The 18,758-nt window shown below is 70.9% G+C and carries 17 protein-coding genes and 1 tRNA gene; 9 read left to right on the forward strand and 9 right to left on the reverse strand.

What is annotated here, in order from left to right; all coding sequences use genetic code 11:
- Window positions 1–164: 164 nt before the first annotated feature.
- Window positions 165–238: transfer RNA gene (locus OG972_RS27840), tRNA-Ile, on the forward strand.
- A 188-nt stretch (window positions 239–426) separates the two neighbouring features.
- On the opposite strand, the gene OG972_RS27845 is transcribed toward OG972_RS27840, so the two are convergent.
- Entirely contained in the window at window positions 427–1,305 is an 879-nt protein-coding gene (locus OG972_RS27845) for a hypothetical protein (RefSeq protein ID WP_266985946.1), read from the reverse strand.
- Between the two features lie 343 nt (window positions 1,306–1,648).
- Between OG972_RS27845 and OG972_RS27850 the strand changes: the two genes are divergently transcribed.
- The 4 genes from OG972_RS27850 to OG972_RS27865 all read left to right on the forward strand — a co-directional run bounded on the left by OG972_RS27850 (window position 1,649) and on the right by OG972_RS27865 (window position 6,318).
- Window positions 1,649–2,002, forward strand: a complete 354-nt coding sequence (locus OG972_RS27850; RefSeq protein WP_266985948.1) for a VOC family protein — start codon at window positions 1,649–1,651, stop codon at window positions 2,000–2,002.
- 718 nt (window positions 2,003–2,720) lie between these two features.
- The gene (locus OG972_RS27855; protein ID WP_266985950.1) at window positions 2,721–2,921 is read left to right on the forward strand and encodes a hypothetical protein; all 201 of its coding nucleotides are present in this window, start codon (window positions 2,721–2,723) and stop codon (window positions 2,919–2,921) included.
- Window positions 2,922–3,049: 128 nt separating this feature from the next.
- Window positions 3,050–4,933, forward strand: coding sequence for an ABC transporter ATP-binding protein (locus OG972_RS27860; protein ID WP_266985952.1), 1,884 nt, complete (start codon window positions 3,050–3,052; stop codon window positions 4,931–4,933).
- A gap of 107 nt (window positions 4,934–5,040) precedes the next feature.
- Window positions 5,041–6,318, forward strand: coding sequence for an MFS transporter (locus tag OG972_RS27865; protein WP_266985954.1), 1,278 nt, complete (start codon window positions 5,041–5,043; stop codon window positions 6,316–6,318).
- Window positions 6,319–6,671: 353 nt separating this feature from the next.
- Here the strand turns inward: OG972_RS27865 and OG972_RS27870 are convergent, their stop codons facing one another.
- From OG972_RS27870 to OG972_RS27885, 4 genes are all read right to left on the reverse strand, one after another.
- Window positions 6,672–7,472, reverse strand: a complete 801-nt coding sequence (locus tag OG972_RS27870) for a VOC family protein (RefSeq protein WP_266985956.1) — start codon at window positions 7,470–7,472, stop codon at window positions 6,672–6,674.
- 81 nt (window positions 7,473–7,553) lie between these two features.
- On the reverse strand, window positions 7,554–8,912 hold the full coding sequence (locus tag OG972_RS27875; RefSeq protein ID WP_266985958.1) for a carboxyl transferase domain-containing protein: 1,359 nt from the start codon (window positions 8,910–8,912) through the stop codon (window positions 7,554–7,556).
- Window positions 8,905–10,386, reverse strand: a complete 1,482-nt coding sequence (locus OG972_RS27880; RefSeq protein WP_266985960.1) for an acyl-CoA synthetase — start codon at window positions 10,384–10,386, stop codon at window positions 8,905–8,907. Before OG972_RS27880 ends, OG972_RS27875 begins: the two co-directional genes overlap by 8 nt.
- Window positions 10,387–10,441: 55 nt before the next feature.
- Window positions 10,442–11,695, reverse strand: coding sequence for a NarK/NasA family nitrate transporter (locus OG972_RS27885; RefSeq protein ID WP_266990750.1), 1,254 nt, complete (start codon window positions 11,693–11,695; stop codon window positions 10,442–10,444).
- A 118-nt stretch (window positions 11,696–11,813) separates the two neighbouring features.
- On the opposite strand from OG972_RS27885, the gene OG972_RS27890 reads away from it, so the two are divergent.
- Window positions 11,814–12,245 (forward strand): Lrp/AsnC family transcriptional regulator, encoded by a 432-nt coding sequence (locus tag OG972_RS27890; RefSeq protein WP_030925866.1) that lies wholly within the window; start codon window positions 11,814–11,816, stop codon window positions 12,243–12,245.
- Here OG972_RS27890 and OG972_RS27895 read toward each other — a convergent pair.
- The 3 genes from OG972_RS27895 to OG972_RS27905 form a co-directional block, all read right to left on the reverse strand.
- Window positions 12,223–13,818: a GAF domain-containing protein gene (locus tag OG972_RS27895; protein WP_266985965.1), complete on the reverse strand. Its 1,596-nt coding sequence runs from the start codon at window positions 13,816–13,818 to the stop codon at window positions 12,223–12,225. The genes OG972_RS27890 and OG972_RS27895 overlap by 23 nt on opposite strands.
- Window positions 13,819–13,835: 17 nt before the next feature.
- Entirely contained in the window at window positions 13,836–14,873 is a 1,038-nt protein-coding gene (locus OG972_RS27900; RefSeq protein ID WP_266985967.1) for a rod shape-determining protein, read from the reverse strand.
- Between the two features lie 148 nt (window positions 14,874–15,021).
- Window positions 15,022–15,585 carry a hypothetical protein gene (locus OG972_RS27905; RefSeq protein WP_266985969.1) on the reverse strand — a complete coding sequence of 188 codons (564 nt, stop codon included), beginning with the start codon at window positions 15,583–15,585 and terminating at the stop codon, window positions 15,022–15,024.
- A gap of 78 nt (window positions 15,586–15,663) precedes the next feature.
- On the opposite strand from OG972_RS27905, the gene OG972_RS27910 reads away from it, so the two are divergent.
- Complete coding sequence (locus tag OG972_RS27910; RefSeq protein WP_266985971.1) at window positions 15,664–16,548, forward strand: hypothetical protein; 885 nt, start codon at window positions 15,664–15,666, stop codon at window positions 16,546–16,548.
- A gap of 31 nt (window positions 16,549–16,579) precedes the next feature.
- Here OG972_RS27910 and OG972_RS27915 read toward each other — a convergent pair whose 3' ends face one another.
- Window positions 16,580–17,017, reverse strand: a complete 438-nt coding sequence (locus OG972_RS27915) for a MarR family winged helix-turn-helix transcriptional regulator (protein ID WP_266985973.1) — start codon at window positions 17,015–17,017, stop codon at window positions 16,580–16,582.
- A 129-nt stretch (window positions 17,018–17,146) separates the two neighbouring features.
- Here OG972_RS27915 and OG972_RS27920 point away from each other — a divergent pair, with 129 nt between their 5' ends.
- Together OG972_RS27920 and OG972_RS27925 are read left to right on the forward strand one after the other, a co-directional pair.
- Window positions 17,147–18,166: an NADP-dependent oxidoreductase gene (locus OG972_RS27920; RefSeq protein ID WP_266985975.1), complete on the forward strand. Its 1,020-nt coding sequence runs from the start codon at window positions 17,147–17,149 to the stop codon at window positions 18,164–18,166.
- An 88-nt stretch (window positions 18,167–18,254) separates the two neighbouring features.
- The gene (locus OG972_RS27925; protein WP_266985976.1) at window positions 18,255–18,683 is read left to right on the forward strand and encodes an organic hydroperoxide resistance protein; all 429 of its coding nucleotides are present in this window, start codon (window positions 18,255–18,257) and stop codon (window positions 18,681–18,683) included.
- The last annotated feature ends 75 nt before the right edge of the window (window positions 18,684–18,758 follow it).

Genomic DNA, 18,758 nt, shown 5'->3' on the forward strand with positions numbered 1-18,758 from the left:
GGCCCGGCACGGACTCTTTCGCGTCTGATTTCCGCTGTTCGGAACCGGGCAGCGGCCGACTCTGTCTTCATGGTCATGCGAAGCCGACCATCCGGAGCGAGAGATCGTATGACCGGCTATGCTGCGGCAGACGGCGCGCACACATGTACGCGCCACGCCGAAAAGGGGCGGTAGCTCAGCCGGTTAGAGCAGCGGACTCATAATCCGTCGGCCGTGGGTTCGAGTCCCACCCGCCCCACGCCCACTGTTCCTGGCGCAAACGTTTGACCTGGAACAACGCACAGGCCCCCGTGTCAGCGGGGGCCTTTTCGTGTCCCTCGTGATCGCTCGCTCGCCCCATGCTTGCCCGAAGTGGTGACGGAGTGAGTGAGGCGCGCCGGTGGTTTCCCTCGAACAGCGGGTCGCACTGCGCGCTTTGCCTCTGCTCTACGGAAGGCAGACGTCCGGAAGCAGTGGGAGGTGGAGGTCGATGAGACCGTCACACTCGTCCGGCTTCTGAGGCGCTGTCGGCTCCGTCGTCGGATTCGGTGTGGGAGGTGGCGGCGTCGTGGTGGGGGACGTGCTCGGGTCGGGCGCGGTGGTCCCGGCCGGGCCGGGTGCAGCCGTGTTGCTCGGGGCAGGGGTGCCTTCGGTGGGCTCGGCCTGGTCCTCGTCGCCGGAGGTGGGTGTACCGCTGGTCCCAGGGGAGGGCTCCCCCTCGGTGGAGACCACCGACTGACCCTCGGTGGAGACCACCGACTGACCCTCGCCGGAGGCCGCCGACCGGGGGCCGGAGAAGGGGCGCGCGTCGCTGTCGTCATGGGTGACGGCTGTGCCGTTCCCCTCTTCGGCGGGGCTGCGCTCCGCGTCTTGGCTGTCCCCCTTCTCGTCCTGGCCGGCGCCCGGGACGGGACCCGGGGCAGTGGCGGGCGGTGCGGCGTTGGCCGTTTGGGGTGTGCCCCCGCCCGACGTCAGGACGAGCGCGCCGGCGACGGCGACAGAGGCGGCGGTCACCGTCATGGTGGCCGCGGGATGTCCCCTCCAGACAGACCGGGCCCGGTCACCGAAGGAGGCGGGAAAGGCGGGCGCGCCGCCGCTGATGCGGAGCGCAAGGCGCCGCTTGCGGCGGGCCGGCTCCGGCTGCTCCGCGGCGTCATCGGCAGGCAGGACGGCCGTTCGGCCAAGCGTGATTGCTGCAATCCTCTGCGCGGCCACCTCTGCGCGCAGCAGGGTGACGATCTCTCGATTTCTCCGGTGCGCCGCGTGGAGGAGGAATGCCGCCAGGACGACGGCCCCCAGGATCCCGGCCAGCAAAACCTCTGCCACAACTGCCCTCTCAAGACACTGGATTGTGACCTTGGGCGCATACTCGTGTGCCCACGGTAACTCTTTCCGGGGATATTTGAATCCGTGACCTTTCCGTGACCGGGGTCGCCCGGTCCCGGTTCCGTCCTTCCGGACGGGGCCGGGCCGTGTGCTGCGGAACTGTCGGCGCGCGGTGGCGCCGTCCGGGCCGCCGGTCGTTGGTCCAGCCCGGCCTGCGCCCGGCGGGGCCGGTTCTGCCGGGCGATCCCAGTCCCCGCTCATGCGATGGGGCGCGTCAGCCCCAGGGGGCGGAGCCGCCGGCTCCGATAATGCTGCGAGCGACGATCGACCCACGGAGAGCGACATGATCAATGGTGCGCACGTCATCATCTACAGCCAGGATGCGGAGGCCGATCGAGCCTTCATCCGTGACACGCTCGGTTTCCCGAGTGTGGACGCGGGTGGCGGTTGGCTGATCTTCGAACTGCCTCCCGCTGAGGTCGCCGTCCATCCGGCCGGTGGTGAGCCGAAGCACGAGCTCTACCTGATGTGTGACGACATCGAGTCCCAGCTCGGTGAGCTCGCTGCCAAGGGCGTGGAGGTCACGCGGCCGCCAAGCGATCAGAGATGGGGGATCCTCGCCGGAATCCGGCTGCCCGGCGGAGCGGAACTCATGCTCTACGAGCCCCGTCATCCGGTTGCCCACGGCCTCCATTGACGCCGGGCACGCGACGTCACGCGTCCAATCTCGGTAACCCTGAACGAGCGACTGCCCCGGCGGCCAGGTGGCTGGTTGCCGGGGCAGTGTCGTCCGTGCGCTCGGTTCGCGGCCGGTGCTGCGCGCTGGGCGGTGGAGGACCTTGAAGTCGTCCCGACTCCTCTATGCGGGTTTCCGGCGCTCGATGCGCTCCCGCGCCGGCTGCGCTGTGGTGAAGTCCGGTCGAATGGTGACGCATTGCCCGCGCGAACCGGATCGTGATGCCGATGCGGCGATACGGTCCGGGAGCCCAGGATCTGCGCCGACGGGGATGCGGTCGGAGTCCCGTTGCTTTTTGGCTCGTCAGGAATCCTGTGTGCAGGCCCGGTTGGCGTGGATCGCGGTGTGTGCCCCAAGGGGTCTAGTGAATATGCCAAATGAATATGCAATTGGCATATTCATCCTTCAGTCAAGTGTGCAGATGCTCCGTCGGGTGTCGGTCGCCGCGGCGAGGCCGCGTCAGGGCGGTTGGGCGTGGGCCCTGTACTGCTCACCGGTGGGTCGTACAGGAGGGGCGCCGGAGTGCCGCGCCCCGCAATCCCTTGGGAATTCTGGGCATTCCGTAAGTTTCGCCCATGTCCGCCCTTGCCCGACTTGTTAGCAGTTGGGGGTCGTCGTAATGTCGGAAGTGCCGCAGCTAGAGCAAGGGGCGGCACATCAACCTCGTAAGGAGCCGGAGATGAACGCACGTAGCATCTTCCGTGGCGGATGCGGTGGCTGGGGATACGGCGGATACGGCCGTGGCGGATACGGGCGCGGCGGTTTCGGCCGTGGCGGATACGGCCGTGGCGGATACGGCGGATTCGGAGGCGGCGGATACGGCCGCGGCGGATTCGGCCGTGGCGGATTCGGCGGCGGATTCGGACGCGGCGGGTACTGACCGTACATTCCCCCCAGCCCAACTGCTTCGAGGCTGGCCCGCGCTCCCGCGCGGGTCCGCCTCGAAGTGTTGGGGCCTGCGTCTATGGCGACGGACCATAGCCCGAGCACCCCTGTGACGTGACGCCCATGAGCCTCCGCAGCTCACCCCGGCATGCAGCCCGCCCTGACGAGCCGACCCAGTACTCGGCGACTGATGTGCCGATCCGCACCGATCCCATCAGTATCGCCGTCTCGTTCCGGCGCTTCTGGCCACTGACGCGAGGCGACCGGCGCTGGATCGTCCTGATCTGTCTGTTCGCCGTCATGGCCGCGATCGCCGAGACCGTGACGATCCTGCTCTTTGCCCAACTCACCGACAAGGCCCTGCAGACAGGCTCCGTCAGCGCCTTCTGGAAGCCTGCCGGTCAATGGTTCGCCGTCGCCGCCCTCGGTGCGGTGGTGGGGTATCTGGGCAGTTCGCTCGCGGCCTGGACCGCCGAACGCTTTGTACTGCGGCTACGGGCGCGGGTCTTCTCGCATCTCCAGACGCTGCCCCCGCACTTCTTCCAGCGCAACCGCCGCGGTGACCTGGTGGAACGACTGACCGGCGACGTGGAAGCCATCGAGCAGCTCGTGGTCTCCGGCATCGTCGGGGTGGCCTCGGCCCTCTTCAGCACGATCTTCTTCTCCGCCGCCGCCCTGTGGCTGCGGTGGGATCTGGCCCTCGCCACCTTTGTCCTGGTCCCGCTCTTCTTCGTCATGACCCGCATGTTCACGGGGCGTCTGCGTGAGGTGTCCCGTCGAGGACGCGCAGCGGACGGTGCCATCACGGCAGTGGTCGAGGAGACGCTGGTCAACGTCGTTCTGACCCAGGCGTACAACAGGCAGCGGGACGAGGAGGAACGGCTCCAGGACAAGGCGCGAAAGCGGCTGAAGGCGGCGGTGTCCGGCGTCCGCCTCACCGCGCTCTACGCCGAGACCGTGGAGGTCCTCGAAACACTCTGCATCCTGACGATCATCGGTCTGGGGGCGTGGGAGATCGCCGCGGGACGGATGACCCTCGGGCAGCTCCTGGCCTTCGCCGCCTTCATCGGCTACCTCTACCCGCCGGTGCGCTCGCTGGGCCAGCTCGGCCTGACGGCCACCGCTGCGACTGCCGCTGCCGAGCGGCTGCTGGAGATCCTCGACGCCCGGCCCGCCGTCACCGACCCGGCCGATTCGGTGCCCGTGCCCGTCCGCAGCCGCGCATTCGGCAAGGTGGAAGCACGCCAGGTCTCCTTCCGCTACCCCGGCAACAGCGAGCCGGTTCTCCGTGACCTCTCCTTCACCGCGAGCCCCGGGGAACTCCTGGTCATCACCGGCCCCAGCGGCGCGGGCAAGTCGACCCTGGCGGCCCTGCTGCTGAGGTTCTACGACCCCGACTCCGGCAGCATCCGACTGGACGGCGTGTCCGTGGACCAGTTGCCGCTCACCCACCTCCGCCGGAACATCACGCTCCTGCCCCAGGACACGCTCGTCCTGCACGACACCATCGAGGAGAACATCGGCTGCGGACGTGACGACACAACCCACCGTGACGTCGTGGATGCCGCACGGGCAGCCGACGCCGACGAGTTCATCCGGGCCCTTCCGGACGGCTACAGCACCGTCATTTCCCCCGGAACCGCCCGCCTCTCGGGAGGCCAGTTGCAGCGCGTCGCCATTGCCCGCGCCATGCTGCGTGACGCGCCCGTTCTGCTTCTCGACGAGCCCACCACGGGGCTCGACGCCGTGGCCGCTCAGCGCATCCTCGGACCGCTGCGGCGCCTCGCCGAAGGACGGACCACCATCGTGATCACGCACGACCTGGCCCTGGCCGCGGACGCCGACCGCATTCTGGTGCTGGACGAGGGCCGGCTGGTGGAGTCGGGTACGCATACACAGCTCCTCGATCGGAGCGGTCTGTACGCCACACTGTTCTCCGCCCATCCCCCGGCGCGGAACGGCGTCGCCCGCCCTCCTGCCGGCCCGTCGAAAGTTCCCTGGCAATGAGCGAGTGAGCCCCGGCGCGCCGGTCCGCGCCGGACGGCAGGCCCTGGCTTCCGCGGCAAGGGCGTCTCCGGGCGCGGGCGGGCGCCGGCCGGTCGTTACCATCCGCTGTGACCGAAACGACCGAAGAACCCGCCCAGCGCCTCCGCATACTCGCCGACCTGACCCCGCTTCGGACCTCGCTCGACTACCGCAGGCTCTGGTTTGGGAACACGGTTTCCTGGATCGGGCAGGGGATGACGGCGCTCGCCGTGTCCCTCCAGGTGTACGACATCACCGGGTCCGCCTTCTCGGTCGGGCTGATCGGAATCTGTTCGTTCCTGCCGCTGGTCGTCTTCGGTCTGTACGGCGGTGCGATCGCGGACACCGTCGACCGTCGCAAGCTGGGGCTGGCCAGCTCGTCCGGTTCGTTCGTGCTCTCCGTCGCTCTGGTCGCCGCCACCGTCGCGGGGGTGGAGCAGGTGGGGCTGCTGTACGCGGTCGTCGCCCTTCAGGCGGTCTGTTTCGCGCTCAACTCACCGGCCCGCAGCTCGATGATCGCCCGGTTGCTGCCGGCCGAGCAGCTGCCCGCCGCCAACGCGCTCAATTCCATGACCAGCACCACCGGTGCACTGGTCGGGCCGATGCTCGGCGGGCTCATCGTCGGCTGGTGGGGGTATCGGGCCGCATACACCGTCGACGCCGTCACCTTCACCGCCTCGCTGTACGCGATGTGGCAGCTGCCCCCGATGCTCCCCGAACGGGGGGACGGTACAGGGAAGGGGGGCGGGGAGAAGCGGGCGTCCGTCGCCGACGGGCTGCGCTTCCTGGGAGCGCGACCCAATCTGCGGATGACCTTCTTCAGCGACCTGTGCGCCATGGTCCTCGCCCACCCGCGGGCCCTCTTCCCGGTCGTCGCCGTGGTCTGGTACGGCGGTGACGCGAAGACCACCGGGCTGCTGGTCGCGGCTCCGGCACTGGGGGCGCTGCTGGGCGGGGTGTTCTCCGGCTGGCTGGGCCGGATCAGGCGGCACGGGCTCGCGGTGATCGTCGCCGTGACGTGCTGGGGAAGCGCCATCGCCGTTTTCGGGCTGACCCGTCAGCTCTGGCTCGGATTGATCCTGCTGGCACTCGCCGGGTGCTCGGACACCATCTCGATGGTCTTCCGCAACACCATGCTCCAGGCGGCGGTGCCGGACGAGATGCGGGGGCGGCTGCAGGGCGTGTTCATCGTGGTGGTGGCCGGTGGGCCGCGGCTCGGCGACTTCCTGGCGGGCTCGGTCGCCGACCTGACGTCCCCGGCGGTGGCGGTCACCGGGGGCGGGATCGCATGCGTGGTCGCGGTGTCACTGCTCGCGCTGAGGTGGCGCGGGTTCACCCGGTACGACGCGCGCGATCCGCAGCCGTGACCGGCCCGGACGGTGGCGGCAGGGGGTAAGGACCGGGGCAGGGCCCGTCGGTGTTCGGCAGCGGTCTGCACGGCTGCCGGCCACTGCCCGTGCCGGGTGCGCAGCCGCCGTTCACCGAGGAGACAGCAGCCGGACGCCGACGGGCGGCGACCGGCTGCCCGTGAGCCGGACGGCCGGACTCTGCCGCCATTCGGAGTGCCCGGCAGTAGGCTTCGCGGCGTCGCGGGGCCGGTGCACGCACCTCGCGGCGTTGTCGTCAATCACCAATGCTCCGCGTTGGCTCAATCCTCCGCCTTGCGATGCACGCACCCCAGCCCCGCTCCTTCACCTGCGCTGCCTACTGCCGGGCACTCTCAGGTGGTCGTGTCGGAGAACTCCGGCATGTCGCCCCCGGTCGTCTTGACATCGATCACAGAGAACGCCGCCCCCTGCGGGTCGCTCAGCGCGGCGAACCGGCCGAAGGGGCTGGTCATCGGCCCGAACCGGAGGATCGCCCCGCGCTCCGTCGCCTTCGCCACCGCCGCGTCGCAGTCCTCGACGGTGAAGTACACGTTGATGTATGGCGGGACCTCGGGTGGGAAGTCGTCCGTCATCTTCATCCGCCCCATGACCGGGTCGGCGCCCAGGTCGTAGAGGGAGAAGTCGATCGCGTCGTCCTTCATCCGCTTCACGCGGTACGGGAAGACGGCGGGGAAGAAGGAGTCCGCCTTCGCGGGCTCCCGGGTGAACACCTCCGACCAGCAGTAGGCACCGGGCGTGCCCTTGGCCTCGAACCCCTCGTGCTGCCCCGCCTGCCACACGCCGAACGTCACTCCGGCCGGATCGCGGGCCAGCAGCATCGAACCGAAGTCGCCGACCTGCATCGGGTCCATCAGCACCTCGCCGCCGTTGTCACGGATCTTCGTGGCGGTGGCGGCGGCGTCGGGCGAAGCGAGGTACAGACACCATGCCGACTGGCCCTCCTGGCCGGGCATGGGCGGTACGACGGCGGCCACCGCCTTGCCCTCCGCGTACGCCTGCGTGTAGTTGCCGAACTCCGACGACGCCTCGCTGAAGGTCCAGCCCAGTACGTCACCGTAGAAGCTCTTCGCCCCCTCGAGATCGGTGAACATGGCGTCCGCCCAGCACGGCGTGCCCTCCGGTTCTGCGGCCATCACTCTGCGCTCCTGACTCGATAGTTGGTCCGGTTTGTCACGCTAACCAGCCATCCGTCACGCCGCGCGGTGGACTCGCCGTCAGAGGGGCGGTGCGCCAGGGGCCGCGATCCCGCGGGCGATGCCCAGCTCCACCAGGTCCTGGGGTCGAAGGCGTAGCTGGTCGGCCGTGGCGCGTACGGCGTCGGGGGAGCGCTTCAGGATGGCCGCCGCGAGCTCCGGGGCGATGACGGAAAAGTAGCTGTCCCGGGTGACGTACGTGTTGTCCGGCGCCGCCAAAGCCAGTGCGCCGCCCGAGCCGCCCTCGCCGATCACCAGGGTCGTCACCGGGACCCGGGCCTCGGCGATCGCCGCGAACGCGTCGGCGATGGCGGCTCCCGCGCCCGCCCGTTCCGCCTCGGCGTCGTTCGCCGCGCCCGGGGTGTCGACCAGGGTCAGGACGGGTACGCCGAGCCGGTCCGCCAGCCGGATCACCCGGGCCGCGGTGCGATAGCCCGCCGGGCGGGTCGCGGTGCCGCACTGGGCGACATACGCGATCGGCCGGTCGCCGCGCAGCCCGAACCCGCAGAGCAGCCCCGGATCCGTACCGCCGCACCGGTCACCGCTGAGCGGCAGCAGGTGGTCGAAGTACGCGTCGAGATACGCCTCGGCACGCGGCCGGGCCGAGGAACGGGCCTGCCGCACGGCGTCCCAGCCGGTCGCGGGCAACCCGGCGTCCGAGAGGGCGTCCGGGACCGGTGCGGGCAGGAGGGGCGCGCCGCCGCCTGCCGCTCCCAGCGCGCCCAGCCACCGCCCCAGCGTCCCCGGCAGCTCGGCCGCGCCGACGACCGCATCGACGTGGCCCGTGACCAGCTGGCCCTCCGCCGTGTAGGCCGACGGGTCCGCGTCCGCCGGCCGCACCCGCGATCCGGCGAACCCGATCTGCGCCCCCGGCAGCGCCAGGATCACATCGGCACCGGCCCCCAGCGTGGCCCAGCCGCCGCCCGTCGTCGGGTCGCGCAGGACCGCGAGCTGGGGCAGACCGGCCGCCCGCAGCCGGGAGGAGGCGCGCGCCACCCGTTGGAGCTGGGTGAGCGCCACCATGCCCTCCTGCATCCGGCTGCCGCCCGTCGCGATCAGCGAGACGAGCGGCAGCCGACGGCCGCGGGCGGTCTCGTACGCGGCTTCCAGCCGGTCCCCGGTGCGCTGCCCCAGCGAGCCGCCGAGGAAGCCGAACTCGAACGAGATCAGGACGCACGGGTGGCCGCCGACGGTGGCGAGACCGTGGACGACGGACTCCTCCTCACCGGTGCGGTCCGTCGCACGGGCCCGGGAGTCCGCGTAATCGGACCAGGAGAGCGGACCGTCCGCCGGTATCTCCGCGCCGGGCGGGGCGACGGCCTCGACGAAGTCCTCGCAGACCGCCGCGATCGCCTGCCGCGCCGTCAGCCGCCTACGCACCGAGGGACCGCTTCATGATCTTGCCCATGTCGTTGCGGGGCAGCGCCTCCAGATAGCGGACCGTGCGCGGCCGCTTGTGCGGGGCGAGCTGAGCCGCCACGTGGTCCGTCAGCTCGGCCTCCGGGGGCGGCGCGCCCGGATCGGACGGCACCACCCAGGCGACGATCCGCTCGCCCAGATCCGGGTCCGGCTCCCCGGTGACGGCGGCCTCGCGCACGCCCGGGTGGTCCAGCAGCGCGTTCTCGATCTCGCCCGCGCCGATCTTGTAGCCCCCGCTCTTGATCAGGTCGGTCGCCTTGCGGCCGACGATCCGTACACAGCCGTCCGTGTCGAGGGTCGCCATGTCGCCCGTACGGAACCAGCCGTCCTCGGTGAACGCGGCCGCTGTCGCGTCGGGGCGGTTCAGATAGCCGCTGAAGACGTTCGGGCCGCGCACCTGGATCTCGCCCACCGCGCCCTCGGCCGTCGGGTCGGCGAGCGGGGTGCCGTCCTCCTCGACCAGCCGGAGTTCGACGCCGGGCAGGGGTGCGCCGACCGTCCCGGGCCGCGGTTCGCCGTCCGCGCGGACACCGGTGTTCATCAGGGTCTCCGTCATGCCGTACCGCTCGACGACGCCGCGTCCGGTCGCCGCCGCGATCCGCTCGTGGTCATGGACGGGCAGCGCAGCCGACCCCGAGACCAGCAGCCGCGCCCCTGCGAGCGCCTTCGCCAACCCGGTGGCGTCCGTCGCCGAACCGTCGCCGAGGGTCTCGGCCAGCCGGTGGTACATCGTCGGTACGCCGAACAGCATCGTGCCGCCGGACCCCAGCTCCCGGGCCACACCCTCGGCGGAGAACCGCCCCAGATGACGCACCGAACCGCCCCGGCGCAGCGGACCCAGGACGCCGAGGATCAGACCGTGCACATGGAACAGCGGCAGGGCATGGACGAGGACGTCGTTGCCGGTCCACTGCCAGGCGTCCTCAAGCGCGTCCAGGGAGGCGGCGATCGCCCGGCGCGGCAGGATCGCGCCCTTTGGGGGGCCCGTGGTGCCGGAGGTGTAGACGATCAGAGCGGGGGACTCGGGGGAGGGCTCGGGGAAGCCGACGCCGTTCACCGCCGTTGCCGATGCCGACGTGTCGACGTCCGTACGGTCCAGCTCGTCCAGCGCGGGCGGGAGCACATCGCCCGCCCCGGCCAGCACCGCCGACGGGGCGCTGTCGGCGACGATATGGGCCAGTTCCCGCTCGCCCGTCCTCGGGTTGAGGGGCACGGCGGGCACCCCGGCCCGCAGCGCCGCCACCACCGCGACCACGGTCTCCGGGGTCGATGTGGCCCAGACGGCGACCCGCCCGGCGCCCGCGAGCCGCGCGGCGAGGGCGTCCGAGGCGGCGGCCAACTGTGCGTACGTCAGGGTGTGTTCGCCGAACCGGACGGCTTCCCGGGAGGCGGCCGGGCCGGAACCGTCCTGCAGCGCAGGCAGAAGAGGAGTCACCCTCCCGACCCTAACGACCTGGTGCACGATGGCGAGCGGGATGACGGGGCAGCCCTCAGCCGGTCCCACTCCGTCCCGGCCCTGATCCGCCGGACGGCCGCTCGTCCCGCCTGATGTTCCGCATCCGCCCGTATGCGTACACACACCCGGCCAGTGCCAGGTCGGACAGCAGCATGAAGCCGATCGAGTACGAGCCCTTCGCGCTGTAGATCGCGCCCATCACCAGCGGAGGGACGAAGCCGCCGAGTCCGCCCATCGCGCCGACGATCCCGGTGACGCTGCCCACCTTCGGCTGCGGTGTCACCTGCGAGACGAGGGCGAAGATGCTGCCGCTCGACGTGCCGAGACCGGCCGCCATGCAGAGCAGCGCGATCGTGCCGCCGGGTGCCAGCTTCGGGTCGAAGGCCTGGACGATCGCCATCAGCGCGGCCAGCCCCAGCGCCGCCGAGGTGACCAGCGCCGGGTGGATGCGGTCCGACAGCCAGCCGCCGATCGGCCGGAAGATGACGGTGACCAGCGCGAACCCGGCGGCCTTTGTGCCGGCGTCGGTCGGCGAGAGGTCGTACCAGGTCTTCAGATACGTGGGCAGATAGACGCCGAACGCCACGATGCCGCCGAAGCCGATCGCGTACAGCGCGGAGAGTTCCCAGGTGACCCGCAGCCGCCCGGCCTCGCCCAGCCGGTGGGCGAGCGAGTCGGTCGGTACCTTTCGGTCCGGGTGGTCGCTGACCAGCACCGCGGCCAGGGCCGCGTACACCACCAGCGCCCCGGCGACCACGAGGAAAGGGAGGTTGTCGCCGTGCTCGGCGATCCGCGGGGTGAAGTACCCGGACAGGGCCACTCCGCCCATGCCCATGCCGAACACACCGAGCGCGGCCCCGCGCTGTGCCGGCGGGAACCACGAGTTGACCAGCGGGATGCCGATCGCGAACGTCGTGCCGCCCAGCCCCAGCAGAAAGCCCACGGCGAGCATCGCGCCGTACGAGTCCTTCGCCGGGATCAGCAGCAGTACGGGAATGATGGTCAGGGCCGAGACCAGCGGAAACATCAGTCGGGCGCCGTATTTGTCGGTGAGCGCTCCTGCCGGGATCCGTCCCAGCGAACCGACCAGCACCGGCACGGCGACCAGCAGCGACTGCTCGAACGAGCTCAGCCCGAGCCGTTCCTTGAAGGCCCCTGACAACGGCGAGATCAGGTTCCAGGCCCAGAAGGTGAGCCCGAAGCCGATCGTGGCCATCGCGAGATTGCGGTAGGCCGCGGCGGACGGCTTGGCGGCCGGAGCGGGGGACTGTTTGCCGGCTGTTTCCACTTTGTCAGTCAAGGCCGTGCTGCAGCGGTGGGCCTGCCGACGTACTCCATGTGGGGCACGGGCACCCGATCCCAGGTCTCCGCAGTCGAAATCCGGCACAAGCTGCGACAATCGCGGTATGGACCGTCTGGACAGGGAAATCCTCAGCGTCCTCCAGGAGGACGCGCGGATCTCGTATCGCGATCTAGGGGTACGGGTCGGCCTCAGCGCCAACGCCGCGGCCGACCGGGTGCGCCGGCTGCGCCGCGACGGCGTCATCCGCGGCTTCACCGTGATCATCGACCCGGCCGCCGACACCCGGACGGGCCTGGTCGTCTTCATCGACGTGACACTGCGTATCGACACGACCAACGAAGTGTTCGAACGCGCGGTGCTCGCGCTGCCCGGCATCACCGAAGTGGTGCATGTGACGGGCGGCCACGACTATCTCGTACGCGCCACCGTCGCCGACACCGCCGCCCTGGACGGACTGCTGCGCAGGCTCAAGCGTGAGGCGGGTGTCGCCCACTCCAGCACCCGGGTCGCGCTCAGAGCGGCGCCTGCCAGGTGACGGTCGTCGAGCGCGAGCCGTCCTCGGCGTGCCCGTCGTCGGCAACCACCAGCTGGACCGCGGACCGTCCGTCCGGAAGCCGCGCCGTCGCATCCACCTCCACCTCTATGGCCGACACCCCGGCTCGCCGGTGCGCCGCCGCCAGGGCTCCTCGCAGCGCCGCGAGGAGCTGCTGGTCCACCGGCTGCCGCACCAGGGCGTCCACCGCTCCGGAGAACTGCACCGACGGCTGGAATCCGAGCACGGAGGCCGCGCCCCGGGTCTCCCGCAGCACCCGGCCGCGGAACGTGGAGGGTGCCTCGGTGGGCGGCTGCTGGAGGGCGAAGATCGCGGTCCGCACTTCCTGAATGGTGGAGTCCAGCTCGTCGACGGCCCGGCTGAGCAGCTCGTCCGTCTCCGGTGCGGCGGCCCGGCGGCGAGTCGATTCGAGCATCATTTCCGTCGCGAAGAGCCGCTGGACGACGAGATCGTGCAGATCGCGGGCGATCCGGTCACGGTCCTCGTACACCGCGAGCTGTTCCCTGTTGTGCTGGGCGTCCGCCAGCACCAGGGCGAGCGCCGCCTGCGAGGCGAACTGGGAGGCCAGCAGCCGGTCCACCGCCGTGTACGGCGCGCCACCGCGCCGCCGGGGCAGAGCGAGGGTGCCGATGAGCCGCCCGCCGCTCTGCAGCGGCAGCATCATGCTGGGACCGAACCGGGACCGTACATGCGTCGTCATCCGCGGATCGGTCGCCGAGTCGTCGATGAAGACCGGCTCACCGCCCAGCAGCTGCTTCAGTACGGGGGAGCCGGGCTCGATGGTGGTGCCGACAATGCCGGCCGGGTCGTCGAGCGTGGAGGCGGTGACGATCTCCATGCCGCCGTCCGCGGTCGGATGGAGGATCACCCCGGCCGAGGCGTCGGCGAGGATCCTGGCCCGCTCGGCGACGGTCATCAACGCGTCGTCCGCGTTCGTGCCGCTCAGCAGGGCCGTGGTGACGGCTGCCGCGCCCTCGATCCAGCGCTCCCGCTGCCGGGCCGTCTCGTACAGCCGGGCGTTGGCGATCGCGATCCCGGCCTGCGAGGCGAGGATCTGGAGCAGCGCCACGTCCGTATCGGTGAAATGCCCGGTGATCTTCTCCGTGAGATAGAGATTGCCGAACACCTCGTTGTGCACCCGGATCGGGGCCCCGAGGAAGGAACGCATCGGCGGATGGCCGGGCGGCACACCGCAGGAGCGCGCATCGGCGGTCAGGTCGTCGGAGCGCAACGGCTGCGGATCGTCGATGAGCACGCCGAGCAGCCCCGAGTGCCCGTCCGGGAAGCTGCCGATGCGCTCCCGCTCGGCGTCGGTCAGACCGGAGGTGAACAGCTCGGTGATGGCGCCGGCCTCGGGATCGAGGACGCCGAGCGCCCCGTACCGCGCCCCGGTGAGCGTGGTGGCGGTGTCCACGATCTGCCGGAGCGTGGCCCGCAGTTCGAGATCGGTGCCGAGGCTGAGCACCGCCTCCAGCAGCATCGGCAGCCCGGGAGGCCTGCCGTCGGAGCGGTCCGCCGCCGGCCCGTCCGCAGCGCCCCGGTCCTCGTGCGTCATACGCCGCCCCGTGGTCGTCAGGCGGCCAGCGGGTTGAGGACCAACGGCTCGATCTTGCCGTCCAGCATGGCGCCGAGCCCCAGGACGGAGCAGACGTCGGGGCGCTCGGCGATCTGCACCGGCATGCCCGTCGCATCACGCAGCATCTGGTCGAGTCCCGGCAGCAGCGCGCTGCCGCCGACCATCATGATTCCGCGGTCCGCGAGATCGGCCACCAGGTCGGGCGGGCAGTCGCGCAGCACCTTGCCGAGGCCGTCGTGGACCGCGGTCAGCGGGGTCTGGATGGCCTGCCGTACGGCGGCTGTGTCGACGTGCACCGAACGGGCCAGACCTGTCGACACGTCACGGCCGTGGATCTCGGTCGTCGCGGGGCCGTACGGGGTCAGACCGTTGCCGCTGAGCGCCAGCTGCAATGGACGTACCGACTGACTCGGCAGCATCAACTCGTGGTGCTGGCGCAGATGCTGGATCACCGCGTGATCGATGGCGTCGCCGCCGATCGGGATCCGGGCGGCCGTGACGATCGAACCGAGCGAGAGCACCGCGATCTGCGTGGTCGCCGCCCCGCACACCATGATCATGCTCCCGACCGGCTGCTCGACCGGGAGCCCGCAGCCGACGGCCGCCGCGATCAGTGTGTCGACCAGCTCGACCCGCCGGGCGCCGAGCCCGACCAGGGTCTCGACGGCGGCCCGCTGGGCGAGGGGATCGCTGTCGTGCGGGATGCAGGCGGCCGCCCGCAGCCGCGGCTTGCGGCGCAGTTGGCGGCGGAGCTTCTCGCCGAGCAGATGGCGGAGCATGCGCTGGGCCATCTCGATGTCGATGACGGTTCCGCCGGAGACCGGGCGCGCCACCCGGATGTAGTCGGGGGTGCGGCCCGTCATCTGCTCGGCGAGCGCACCGACGGCGATGAGCGAGCCGGTACGGGTGTTCACTGCCGCGGCACTCGGCTCGTCGACGACGAGCCCGAGCCCCTTGACGTACACGCGGGTACGGGCGGCCCCGAGGTCGACGGCGACATGGCAACGGCGCAACTGCTCAAGACTGACGGTCACGGCAGGTTCTCCCGAGAGCGCTGATGGGGATGCCGGCGGCAGCCGGCCCTCTGTGCATCGTGCGCCGTCCGGACGAATCGCGCGCGTTGGGATGAGCCGGAGGGAGTATGGAGCTGACGGGTCGACAGATGTGGGCGGCGCGCCGGAGTCAGCCGGGCAGCAGTCGCTGGAACAGCCCCCAGGTGAATTCGGCCACGTACGGCGCACCCGTCACGGGGTCGGTGATCGCCAGCGCCCAGCGGGTCGGTGCGCTGCCCTCCATCGGGCGGGCCGGCGCGAAGGCACGCGCCACCTCGTCGACGGTGCACGACCAGGGGCGCAGATCCTCGACGGTGCGCAGCTCAGGGCCGGCCGCCGCCGGGGCTCTGACCAGCCATTCGTTCCATACGGCCGCGCCGGGCGCGACCATCACCTCGAACCGTAGATCCGGCCAGAGCGGCACTGGCCAGAGCAGGGCATCGCACTCCAGGTCGCCGATCCGGCGGCGTACGGAGGACTCGGGTTCGCCCAGCACCGAGCGGTAGCGGCGCAGCGAACCGCGGCCGCGGGGCGCGCGCACCATCGCCTGCCAGCGGCGGTTCGCCTCCCGCATCTCGGAGAGCGAGGCGCTCAGTTCGTGCCGGGCATCCTCGACGAGGCCCGGTTGGTGGTCGGCCATCCGGCGGAGCAGGACGAGCTGGAATTCGAGCGGACCGAAGGGAGCGGTGGTCATGGAATCAACGCTTCCACACAGGATCCTCACCTGAGCGGCTTTCTCTGTTGTCCTATCGGCACATAATCTGCGGGCGCCATGGATTACTGCCACCCGTGTCAGCGGCATCTCAACGGAGCCCTCGCCTGTGCCGGGTGCGGAACCCCCGTCGAGGCGCTGAGCCACTACGCCACGCCCGTCCTCTCCGGTCACGAATCGGACGCGGAGCGCGAGAAGACCGCACCGCCCCTGCCGGCCGGACGCCGCCGGTCCCGAGGCGCCGCCGAACCTGCGCGCGGCGGGCACGCGCGCGGATCCCGGGGCGCTCGCGCCCCGGGCGGCTCGCGCAGCGGTGGCCGGGTGGAGAGCGGCGGCAGCGACGGACCGGGCGGCCAGGAAGAGCGGGGTGGCCGGGGCAATCGACGCGGCCGGGAAGGGCGAGGCGTCAAGGAGGGCCGTGGCCGCCGTTCGCGCCGCCGCCGCGGCCGTACGGCTCTGCTCGCCGTCCTCGGAGTCGTGCTCGCCGCCGGTGTCCTGAGCTTCGCCCGGCTGGCCATCGAGCCGAACGGCGACGACCACGCCTCCGACTACGTACGCGAGGCCACCGACGTCACGACCGAACCGGCACCGGACCCCTCGTCGAGCCACGACATCGACGGTCCCGGACCGGTGGACGGTCCCTCCGTGGTCCCGGCCACCGATGCGCACACCTCCGGCACCGGCCGTCCGGCCGCCTCGACCGGCACCGGGGCTCCAGGAGGCAAGGGCTCCGCCCCGCCCGAGGCCACCATCACGCCCTCCGACGGCGCCGGCTCCGCCACGGAGCCGCCGTCCGGACCGAGTTCTTCGGGGACGCCTCGCGACCCGGCGGAGTCGGGGCAGCCCACCGGCACCGCGTCGCCGCCCCAGAATCCGGCGCCACCCACACCCACGCCCAGCCCGACCAGGACGGAGACGTGCTGGTTCCTGTTCTTCTGCTCCTAGAAGGGCGTCCGCGGCCCGAGTCCAGGGGCTCCTAGGACTCCGCGTCCACGCCCAGCATCCGCCGCAGCAGATCCCGCAGCACCGCGCGGTCCGTGTCCGACAGTTTCGCCAGGGGCTCCCGGGCGAAACTGAGCGACTCGCGCAGCTGCCGCGCGGTGTCGATGCCCTTCTCCGTCGGGGCGGCCAGTTTCACCCGGCGGTCGGCGGGGTCGGGCCGGCGCTCGACCAGGCCGCGGGTCTCCAGCCGGTCGACGATCCCCGTCACGTTCGACGGCTCGCACTTCAGCTTCTGGGCGATCCTGCGCATCGGCATCGGCTCCAGGGAGAGCAGTCCCAGGACTCTGGCCTGCGCGCCGGTCAGTGAGTGCGCGGCCGCGGCCTGGTCGTACTCCTCGTAGTAGCGCGCCACGACAGTGCCGATGAGCTCGACGACTTCGAGGGTCAGTGGGTCTGTTCGCGTGGTGGCCATGACACTCAGGATACCCGGTTACTTGACAACATGAAATATTCAGGAGCATGGTTGTTTCACGTCATGAAGCTTTTCTCCGCCGCGGGAACGCTTCCTCCACCCGTAAGACATTGAGGAGACCCCGAGCCCATGTCTGCAGCACTTCCCACGTCCAGCCGTGAATGGCACCTCGTCGCCCGCCCCCACGGCTGGCCGAAGGCCGAGGATTTCGCGCTGCGTGAGGCCCCGGTCACCGCTCCCGGCGAGGGTCGCATCCTCGTCCGCAACCTGTACTTCTCCGTCGACCCGTACATGCGGGGCCGGATGAACGACGTGAAGTCGTACGTCCCGCCCTTCAAGCTGGACCACCCCATGGAGGGTGGCGCGGTCGGCGAGGTCATCGCCTCCAACGCCGAGGGGATCGCGGTCGGCGACCACGTCCTGCACGGTCTGGGCTGGCGCGAGTACGCCGACGTCCCCGCCAAGCACGCCGTGAAGGTCGACCCGGAGTTGGCCCCGCTCTCCGCCTACCTCGGCGTGCTCGGCATGACCGGGCTCACCGCCTACGCCGGCCTCTTCGAGGTCGCCTCCTTCAAGGAGGGCGACGCCGTCTTCGTCTCCGGCGCCGCCGGTGCGGTCGGCAGTCAAGTCGGCCAGATGGCCAAGCTCAAGGGCGCCTCGCGGGTCATCGGCTCGGCCGGATCCGACGAGAAGGTCAAGCTCCTCGTCGAGGAGTACGGCTTCGACGCGGCGTTCAACTACAAGAACGGCCCGGTCGCCGAGCAGCTGCGCGAGGCCGCCCCCGACGGCATCGACGTCTACTTCGACAACGTCGGCGGCGAGCACCTCGAAGCGGCGCTCTCCTCGCTCAACGTGCACGGCCGCGCCACCATCTGCGGAATGATCGCCCAGTACAACGACACCGAGCCGGTCCCGGGCCCGCGCAACCTCGCCCTGGTCATCGGCAAGCGGCTGCGCCTGCAGGGCGTGCTCGTCGGCGATCACGCCGCGCTCCAGCCGCAGTTCGTCCAGGAGGTCGCCGGCTGGCTGGCCTCGGGCGAGCTGAAGTACAGCGAGACCTTCGTCGAGGGCATCGAGAACGGCTTCGACGCGTTCCTCGGTCTGATGCGCGGTGAGAACACCGGAAAGATGATCGTCTCCCTCGCCTGAAAGCCACTCCCAGGCACCCGTTAGTCTCATCGCAGGCCGTCGCGATCGTGGGCGCGAGTCGCGGCGCTACAGCAGAGGAACCCTCAGCATGACCATTCAGGACATAACCGTCGCGTACACCGCTGTCGCCACCGCGGAGAACGGCCGTGACGGCCGCGTCTCCTCCGACGACGGGCGGCTCGACGTCGTCGTCAACCCGCCGAAGGCGCTGGGTGGCAGCGGTGCGGGCACCAACCCGGAGCAGCTCTTCGCGGCCGGCTACAGCGCCTGCTTCCAGGGCGCTCTCGGCGTCGTGGCGCGCCAGGAGAAGGCCGACATCTCCGGCTCCACCGTGACCGCCGCCGTCTCCATCGGCAAGACCGCCGAGGGCGGCTTCGGCCTGGAGGTCGCGATCTCCGCGACCATCCCGAACGTCGACACCGCCACCGCGCAGTCGCTCATCGAGAAGGCCCACCAGGTGTGCCCGTACTCGAACGCCACGCGCGGCAACATCAAGGTCGAGCTGTCGGTCGTCTGATCGTCCGTATGGCTCGTACGTGACCGAGGGTCGCACCCCCGCCAGGGTGCGGCCCTCGTTTTTGTTCGATATCCC

Origin of the sequence: Streptomyces sp. NBC_01669, assembly GCF_026339735.1 — a bacterium.
Classification (GTDB): Bacteria; Actinomycetota; Actinomycetes; order Streptomycetales; family Streptomycetaceae; genus Streptomyces; species Streptomyces yanii.

Bases quoted from the DNA above. Each gene is read 5' to 3' on its own strand.
- OG972_RS27895 (WP_266985965.1), bottom strand. From the start codon at position 13,818: ATGACGCACGAGGACCGGGGCGCTGCGGACGGGCCGGCGGCGGACCGC.
- OG972_RS27855 (WP_266985950.1), top strand. From the start codon at position 2,721: ATGAACGCACGTAGCATCTTCCGTGGCGGATGCGGTGGCTGGGGATAC.
- OG972_RS27910 (WP_266985971.1), top strand. From the start codon at position 15,664: ATGGATTACTGCCACCCGTGTCAGCGGCATCTCAACGGAGCCCTCGCC.
- OG972_RS27925 (WP_266985976.1), top strand. From the start codon at position 18,255: ATGACCATTCAGGACATAACCGTCGCGTACACCGCTGTCGCCACCGCG.
- OG972_RS27860 (WP_266985952.1), top strand. From the start codon at position 3,050: ATGAGCCTCCGCAGCTCACCCCGGCATGCAGCCCGCCCTGACGAGCCG.
- OG972_RS27850 (WP_266985948.1), top strand. From the start codon at position 1,649: ATGATCAATGGTGCGCACGTCATCATCTACAGCCAGGATGCGGAGGCC.
- OG972_RS27915 (WP_266985973.1), bottom strand. From the start codon at position 17,017: ATGGCCACCACGCGAACAGACCCACTGACCCTCGAAGTCGTCGAGCTC.
- OG972_RS27920 (WP_266985975.1), top strand. From the start codon at position 17,147: ATGTCTGCAGCACTTCCCACGTCCAGCCGTGAATGGCACCTCGTCGCC.
- OG972_RS27905 (WP_266985969.1), bottom strand. From the start codon at position 15,585: ATGACCACCGCTCCCTTCGGTCCGCTCGAATTCCAGCTCGTCCTGCTC.
- OG972_RS27870 (WP_266985956.1), bottom strand. From the start codon at position 7,472: ATGGCCGCAGAACCGGAGGGCACGCCGTGCTGGGCGGACGCCATGTTC.
- OG972_RS27890 (WP_030925866.1), top strand. From the start codon at position 11,814: ATGGACCGTCTGGACAGGGAAATCCTCAGCGTCCTCCAGGAGGACGCG.